General features: G+C 56.1%; 7 protein-coding genes and 1 pseudogene. 7 read left to right on the top strand and 1 reads right to left on the bottom strand.

The features are described 5' to 3' along the window. On the bottom strand, window positions 1–875 hold an 875-nt coding region (locus HNO79_RS16155), incomplete at its 3' end, for an alpha/beta hydrolase (protein WP_214165933.1). 565 nt (window positions 876–1,440) lie between these two features. On the opposite strand from HNO79_RS16155, the pseudogene HNO79_RS17335 reads away from it, so the two are divergent. The 7 genes and pseudogenes from HNO79_RS17335 to HNO79_RS16185 all read left to right on the top strand — a co-directional run. Then, a pseudogene (locus HNO79_RS17335) lies at window positions 1,441–1,611 on the top strand (helix-turn-helix domain-containing protein); the annotation flags it as partial. Between the two features lie 12 nt (window positions 1,612–1,623). Then, window positions 1,624–2,214 (top strand): IclR family transcriptional regulator, encoded by a 591-nt coding sequence (locus tag HNO79_RS16160; RefSeq protein ID WP_051577497.1) that lies wholly within the window; start codon window positions 1,624–1,626, stop codon window positions 2,212–2,214. After that, window positions 2,201–3,178, top strand: a complete 978-nt coding sequence (locus tag HNO79_RS16165) for a 2-dehydro-3-deoxygalactonokinase (RefSeq protein WP_141302651.1) — start codon at window positions 2,201–2,203, stop codon at window positions 3,176–3,178. Before HNO79_RS16160 ends, HNO79_RS16165 begins: the two co-directional genes overlap by 14 nt. Further along, on the top strand, window positions 3,175–3,792 hold the full coding sequence (locus HNO79_RS16170; RefSeq protein ID WP_141302653.1) for a 2-dehydro-3-deoxy-6-phosphogalactonate aldolase: 618 nt from the start codon (window positions 3,175–3,177) through the stop codon (window positions 3,790–3,792). The genes HNO79_RS16165 and HNO79_RS16170 overlap by 4 nt, the downstream gene beginning before the upstream one ends. 46 nt (window positions 3,793–3,838) lie before the next feature. Continuing rightward, the gene (gene dgoD / locus HNO79_RS16175; protein WP_025812613.1) at window positions 3,839–4,987 is read left to right on the top strand and encodes a galactonate dehydratase; all 1,149 of its coding nucleotides are present in this window, start codon (window positions 3,839–3,841) and stop codon (window positions 4,985–4,987) included. 122 nt (window positions 4,988–5,109) lie between these two features. Next, a complete protein-coding gene (locus tag HNO79_RS16180) occupies window positions 5,110–6,399 on the top strand; it encodes an MFS transporter (protein ID WP_227001135.1) in 1,290 nt (429 codons plus the stop codon). Further along, window positions 6,396–7,364 carry an SMP-30/gluconolactonase/LRE family protein gene (locus tag HNO79_RS16185; RefSeq protein ID WP_025812611.1) on the top strand — a complete coding sequence of 323 codons (969 nt, stop codon included), beginning with the start codon at window positions 6,396–6,398 and terminating at the stop codon, window positions 7,362–7,364. Before HNO79_RS16180 ends, HNO79_RS16185 begins: the two co-directional genes overlap by 4 nt. Window positions 7,365–7,747: the final 383 nt, after the last annotated feature.

Raw genomic sequence — 7,747 nt, forward strand, 5'->3', positions numbered from 1 at the left:
GGTGGAAAGCCGCGAAAATCACCGAATAATGGCGATACATACGGATTCCGGACATCCCCTCCTTTTAGATAGGCCTGCACATTCCTTTGGTTGTCGGCCTTTATATTATACGGGTCGTACTCGAGAGGTCGATCCATCGTGTCGCCACCAAGTGTCAGATCCGTCCAAGGTGACATCACGAAAGCGGCTGCGGGCAACGGCAATCCTAATGAGCGAAGTTTGAACATCACTGCCAGGGCCAGACCACCACCAGCAGAATCTCCAGCGATAATGATCTGCCTGGCAGAATAGTTCATGGACAGCAACCAGCGATATGCTGTGCACGCATCTTCCAGCGCTGCGGGAAACGGGTGTTCGGGAGCAAGACGATAGGCAAGTGAAAAAGTCATGATCCCTGCTTCGCGTCCAATCACTGCGCTAACTGGCCGCCATCCTTTTGGACTACCTAAAACATATCCTCCACCGTGCAGATAGAGCATGATTTTATGAGGGGCGGTCAGCTTGCCTGTGGACCATTCACCTTTGACAGGTCGCGTATTCACATCGGTAAACCGCAAATCAGCCGGAAGAGGAATGTTGTTAAGATAGAACGCATCCGCGCGTTGGCGCTGCTGGCGAAGCGAAGCATGTTCAGGGGTCGACGCAAAATAATCGGCGATGATGGTGCGGACATGATGCATATCTGGAGAAAGTCCCGCTGCATTTGCCCATGCTTCGAGTGCATTTTGGATAGATGCGTTACTTGCGCTGGTGTCCTTAGCTATTGCACAGATGGGCGGCAACAGGAGTGTGGCAAAAAAATATTTAAGCATGGAGCGACGTGATGCCTGGCCGCTCATAGAGGTGATATCGGGGTAATGTGGTAATTTATCCATAATTATGCACTCCTTCCGCTTATTAACACACAATATTTATGCTGCAAATGTCAACACCATAGGTATACTTTGTTGGTACTATTGCATTTAATGCTCATCGCGTTAATTCGTCCTGTTATTTTATTTTTTGTATATAGTATTATTTAATTTGTTCTTATATATCGATTCCGTGCTCGGATACTTTCATATCCACATTTTCTTCGCTGAAAGTTCCGATGCAGATACGCTAGATAGAATCCACAACATGAAACATTGTTATTTTGACTACTAAAAACGACGCCAACCGTGGGGCTGGGTGTTTTGGCCGAAGCTCGCCTTGCTGTCTGATGGATAGAACGCCATCATGACGTCAACGTGAACAGAAATCGAAAATATATAAACCCCGAATAAAATAAATGTGCACGAAATATATATTATGTAATGTATTAATAGTTAATGGCCGCACAAGGTATAACATGTGTAATTAATCATATCCCACAATATGGGTTTCCCATTCATATATTGAAATTCCCAGATATCGCGTTCTAGGCTCAGACAACAAAAACAAGATAGCGGTCCAGATACAATGAGTGCAGGAGACCAGACATGGCCAGATGGGACACAGACCCTTGGGCGGGGCTTGTGTTTGCTGCAGGCGGTCAGCGAGGGCCACCGTTCCCTACCTGCCCTCATGACCCATGCAGGCTATACGCGCAGCACAACGCAGCGACTGGTAGCGGCTCTTGTACAAGGCCGCTGGCTCCGGCAAATGCCGGGCGACACCTATTTCCTCGGGCCACGCTTTCTGGAACTGGCACAGCACGCGCAGGAAGATAACCCCATAGCCGTAGTGGCCCGCCCCATCCTACGTGAACTGGGCCTAAAATCGCGGGATACCATCCATCTCGGTATCCGCGTCGAGAATGATGTCCTGTATCTTGACAAGGTCAACGGCCAGCGCGGATTGGAAATGCGTTCCCGCATCGGTCAGCGCATGCCCCTTGCCCTGACCGGTGTTGGACGTGCGCTCCTGCTGGATGACACAAAATCCGAATGGCGGCGTTTATATCGGGACGCGACAGAGAAAGGGACGTCTCCTGATCTGTGGCTGGAGCGGATGCACACCTACAGGAATACGGGCTGCGTGTTCGATCTCGAAGACAATGAAACGGGCATACATTGCGTCGCCGCTCCCCTGCGTGATGCACGTGGCTGCATCGTGGCTGCAATCAGCATTGCCAGCGCGGCGGTTTATCTTCCCCGCGCGCGCATGGAGGAACTATCCCCTATGGTTCTGAATGCGGCCGAAGCCATTTCGCGGCAAATGGGTTGGAAAGGACTGACTCATGAAATCGCTTGATCCCGCAAAGCCCGCACTACTGGGGCTGGATTGGGGTACATCGTCGCTACGCGCATGGCTGCTCGACGCGCAGGGTATCATCTTGCATACCCATCATGCCCGACAGGGAATTCTCCATCTGCCGGATGGTGGTTTTGCGCAGGTTCTGTCAGACATCCTCGCACAATGGCGGCTGAATGATCCGGTGCCCATGCTGGCCTGTGGCATGGTGGGAAGCATCAACGGCTGGCGGGAAGTATCCTATCTTCCCTGTCCAGCATCCTTGTGCCAACTCGCCGACGGACTGGGCCTGCAGCCTACGGCCCACGGCATGCTGCATATCGTCCCGGGCCTGCTGAAGGACGGTTCCCTACCCGATGTGATGCGCGGCGAGGAAACGCAGATTGTCGGAATAATGGGAACTGATGGGAACAGCCATCATACGGTTGTCCTGCCAGGCACACACTCCAAATGGGCGCAAGTACAAGGGCAGATTATCACAGAATTCCGGACATTCATGACGGGTGAACTGTTTGCCGTTCTTATGCGGCACAGCATCCTTGGTCGCCTGCCCTCAACAGCGCCACCTGATGACGGCTACCGTGATGAGGCTTTTGCCATGGGGGTCCGTACCGCTCAGTCTGGCATTCCTCTTGCTGGTCGCCTGTTTTCGGCCCGCACCGTTGTGCTGCGCAACAGGCTGGAACGCGCCTATACCGCCGATTATCTGTCCGGTCTGCTGATCGGGGAAGAAATCCACGCTGGCATGGCCGCGTTGGAGGCCACTCAGCACGCCACGCCTGTTCTTGTAGGCGAACGCGCATTGTGCCAGCGATATCGGCTGGCGTTTACGGTACTGGGGCACCCCCCACCTTCAATAGCGGGAAATACTGCGCCTGCCGGCCTGTTCCGGCTAGCCTGTGCCGCCCACCTGCTTGACCGGACTCCGTCCCATTTACACGACCAGAAAGGAGCTGTCATATGACCTGCTTCGACACGGCATTTACCCGTTGCCCTCTCATCGCCATCCTGCGCGGCGTGCAACCGCACGAGGCGCTCGACATCGGCCGCGTGCTGGTTGACACCGGCTTTACCATTATCGAAGTTCCCCTCAATTCACCCGCACCCTATCAGAGTATCGCTCTGCTGCAGGATACATTCGGGGACCGGATCCTGGTGGGGGCAGGCACCGTTACATCCCCTGATGCGGTGGGCGAGGTTGCCAGCCATGGGGGGCGGCTGGTTGTCATGCCCCACGCCGATCTGGCGGTGATCACGGAAGCCAAGAAGCGCGGCATGATCTGCACCCCCGGCGTGGCGACCCCAACCGAAGGGTTCGCAGCTCTTCATGCCGGGGCGGATGCCCTCAAGCTGTTCCCGGCGGAACAGCTGGGCACGAAGGCCCTGACTGCGTGGAAAAGCGTCTTCCCGCGTAGCACCCGTTTCATTCCCGTAGGGGGGATTACTCCTGATAACATGCAGTCCTATCTGGCTGCGGGCGCTGCGGGTTTTGGTCTGGGGTCGGCGTTATATCGTGCTGGAAATACAGCCGCGGACGTTGGGCGTGCAGCCGACCGTTTCATGAAGGCCCTATCCTGAATCTGTGCACCGTCCGAAGTAAAAATAACAATAACAGGAAACAAAAATGAAGATTACAGCACTACGTACCTACATGGTTCCGCCGCGCTGGCTGTTTCTCAAGATCGAAACGGATGAGGGAATTGCCGGCTGGGGGGAGCCGGTCGTGGAAGGCCGCGCCGCAACCGTTGCCGCCATGGTGGAAGAACTGTCCGATTACCTGATCGGCAAGGACCCCTTCATGATCGAGGACCACTGGAATGTCATGTACCGCGCTGGTTTCTACCGCGGTGGCGCCATCCACATGAGCGCGATTGCCGGTATTGACCAGGCGCTGTGGGATATAAAGGGCAAGGCTTTCGGCATGCCGGTATGGCAGTTGCTGGGTGGTAAATGTCGTGACCGCATCCGGGTCTATTCATGGATTGGCGGCGACCGCCCTGCCGATACGGCCCGTGCCGCAAAGGATGTGGTTGCCCGCGGTTTTACGGCAGTAAAAATGAACGGTACGGAAGAAATGCAGTTCATCGACAGTCATGAGAAAGTCGATGCGGCCATTGCCCGTGTTGCCGCCATCCGGGACGCGGTGGGACCCTATATCGGTATCGGTGTGGATTTTCATGGCCGGGTCCACAAACCCATGGCCAAGGTGCTGGCGCGTGAACTGCAGCCTTTCGATCTCATGTTCATAGAAGAGCCGGTATTGAGCGAAAATTTTGATGCCCTTCCTGAAATAACGGCCCATTGCTCCGCTCCGATCGCCCTGGGAGAGCGGCTGTTCTCGCGCTGGGATTTCAAGAAAATACTCGAACAGGGCTGCGTGGACATCATTCAGCCCGATCCGTCCCACTCTGGCGGTATTACCGAAACACGCAAGATCGCTGCCATGGCGGAAGCCTATGATGTGGCGGTGGCACTACACTGCCCTCTGGGGCCGATCGCACTGGCGGCCAACCTGCAGCTTGATGCGCTGTGCTACAATGCCTTCATTCAGGAACAGAGCCTGGGCATCCATTACAATAAAAGTAATGACCTGCTGGATTATGTGAATGATCCATCGGTCTTTTCCTACGTTGATGGCACCGTGGCCATTCCCGACGGACCCGGACTGGGAATTGAGATCAACGAGGATTACGTCAGGGAAAAAGCCGCCGAAGGCCATCGCTGGCGCAACCCCGTCTGGCGCCATGCAGATGGTTCGGTAGCGGAGTGGTAAGACCATCGCGCGTACAGAATGCCCCCGTTTCCTGTCCTGTCCCTAAAAAGGTCTGCCATTCCCATAAACAAGACAGAATAACATAGCGCATGCACCTTAATGGGCATGCAGGAGAACAAGACGTGTCGGATCAACGCACTCTCTCCATGTCCGGTCTTGCGGCAATGCCGGATGATGATGATAGCCTCAGCCCCCTCATGTTGCTGCGCCCCTACTGGCGGGTAACCCTTGCGGCATTTCTGGGCTGGTTTCTCGATGCATTCGATCAGGTTGCCCTGCTTTTGTGCCTGCCCGATATTGGCAAGAGCCTCGGCGTGGGGCTGACGGCCATGGGGCTGGTCATTACGGCTCAGAGTGTCGGGCGCATTCTGGGCAATACCAGTTGGGGCTGGCTGTCCGACCGGTATGGCCGCAAGCTTACATTCATGATCGGCGTGTTGTGGTTTGCAGCATTTTCCGGTTTTACGGCACTGGTATGGACCTATCTGGGCATGCTGGTTGTGCAGTTCCTGTTTGGTATCGGGTTCGGGGGGGAATGGACCGCCTCTGCCTCGCTGCTTATGGAAAGCGTGCCGCCACGGGCACGCTCGCTGGCCTCGTCGATCATGATGGCAGGGTATGAATGTGGTTTCTTCGCCGCTGCTGCCGTGCAGGCTGTGGTCCTGCCCTACTGGGGGTGGCGGGCCATGTTCCTGATTGGTGTCATTCCGGCCATCCTGGCCATCTTCATCCGCCGTGATGTTGCTGAAAGTCCGGTCTGGCTGCGCCTGCAGGCCACGCCCGCCTCATCCGCCACAACGCGTTCGCGCACCGGATTCAGACTGGATGGCGCAGCACTTCAGGCGTTGCTGTTCATGGCAGTCCTTCAGTTCCAGAATGCCGCGATATATAGTTTTTACCCCACTCTGTTGCGCAAGGTACAGAACCTGACCCCGGCCGAGGTCTTTCCCCTGCTGGGCTGCTACTGCCTGGGTTCACTGATTGGCAAGCCGCTCTGTGGTCTACTGGCCACACGGATGGGAGAACGAACGGTATTTGTCACATATTTCCTGATCACGATCGTGGATATCTGGCCTTTCATTTCCGCAAATTCCATGTGGGTGCTGGCTGGGGCCGCGTTGGTCATGGGGCTGTTTGGCAACAGTGTTTTTGCCCTGGTGCCGCATTATCTTTCGCAGCGCTTTCCCTCGGCCAACCGTTCCTTCGGCATGGGGTGCAGTTACGCCGTGGCGGCGCTGGGCCAGGGCGTATGCGGCTTCGTCGTGCCGTGGCTGGGCGGTCAGTGGGGCCTGCCGCAGGCCATTGAAAGTTCGGTCGTCATCGGCACGTTCATGGTGGCGGCAGTCATTTTCTACCAGCCACCAACGCTGCCCGGAAGGCATATGGAAGGTGAGGAAAGCATCACCCCATGATTCCCTCTTTCGCATTGGGCATCAGCGATGCCCAGGAACCTGTCTATCTGCCGCGACCGGATTATGACCCCGTCTGCCTTGATCCATCCTTTGCGTCCTGCCTGCTGGCCCATAGCGAGGTGGAATGTCTGGCGCGTGGCACCGAATGGGGTGAAGGCCCCGTCTGGTTTGGCGATGGGCGCTATCTGCTGTGGAGTGACATCCCCAATGACCGCATCCTGCGCTGGTCGGAGGAAACACGGCGCACATCCGTGTTCCGTGCGCCCTCACGGCATGCCAATGGCAATACACGCGACCGGGGCGGGCGCCTGATTACCTGTGAACACGAAAGCAGACAGGTCACCCGTACTGAATATGATGGTACGATTACCATTCTGGCCAGCCGGTTTGATGGAAAGCGACTCAACTCGCCCAATGATGTTGTCGTAGCCCGGGATGGTGCGATCTGGTTTACCGATCCGGATTACGGCCTGCTGAGCGCTTATGAAGGCGGCGGGACGGAAGCGGGAGAACTGCCGACCGGACTGTACCGTCTGGACACCGACGGCAGGCTCCAACAGGTCGACACGGAATTCATCAATCCCAACGGGCTGTGCTTTTCTCCCGCAGGAGACATTCTTTACGTCATTGATAGCGGTAGCCTGCCCAATACCATATGGGCCTGCGAACTGGATGCCGGGCGGACACGTATTGCCGCCCGTCACCTATTGATAGAACCGGCCCCCAATGCCCGTGCGGACGGCCTGCGTTGCGATATGGATGGCAATCTGTGGTGCGGCTGGGGCGGTGGCCCGGATCTGAACGGTGTGATGGTATTCGGCCCTTCCGGCCGGCCCCGCGCCCATATTCCTTTACCCGAACGATGCGCCAATCTGTGTTTTGGCGGCAGGCGCCGTAACCGACTGTTCATGGCGGCATCACACGGGCTTTATGCGCTTTATGTGGGCATACAGGGCCATCTTTAGCTGGTCTTTTGGTGTTTCCACGTACGAGCTGCGACGAACCGAGTTCCGTTTTACATCGGCTGTATATAGTATTTTCTGCACCCCAACCGGGCCTCACCCAGGTTAGCGTGGTTAGGCAAGCTGCTTCTGACGCCAGTATCAATCATGTCTTCTTCTACCAGAGATTTGCGATCGGAGACATGTCTACATGTAAAGGACCGTCTGTCATTGTGCTATACGGAGGCCCCGCGCACTCAAGCCGGAGGCATTGTCATGACAATGCTGCGGGCTCTGGCCGATCATGGCCTATGTGGACCATGACTCACCGTATTGTTTCCGCCTTCAGCCCGTCCGCGGATAAGGCGCGCCGTCTGTATCGATGTTATTGCCGTTCGCGGACGTGC

The sequence above is a fragment of the Komagataeibacter oboediens genome (genome assembly GCF_018491655.1).
GTDB lineage: Bacteria > Pseudomonadota > Alphaproteobacteria > Acetobacterales > Acetobacteraceae > Komagataeibacter > Komagataeibacter oboediens.

Excerpts from the sequence above, each read along its gene's own strand:
- HNO79_RS16165 (WP_141302651.1), top strand. The coding sequence starts at position 2,201 with ATGAAATCGCTTGATCCCGCAAAGCCCGCACTACTGGGGCTGGATTGG.
- HNO79_RS16185 (WP_025812611.1), top strand. The coding sequence starts at position 6,396 with ATGATTCCCTCTTTCGCATTGGGCATCAGCGATGCCCAGGAACCTGTC.
- dgoD (WP_025812613.1), top strand. The coding sequence starts at position 3,839 with ATGAAGATTACAGCACTACGTACCTACATGGTTCCGCCGCGCTGGCTG.
- HNO79_RS16170 (WP_141302653.1), top strand. The coding sequence starts at position 3,175 with ATGACCTGCTTCGACACGGCATTTACCCGTTGCCCTCTCATCGCCATC.
- HNO79_RS16160 (WP_051577497.1), top strand. The coding sequence starts at position 1,624 with ATGCCGGGCGACACCTATTTCCTCGGGCCACGCTTTCTGGAACTGGCA.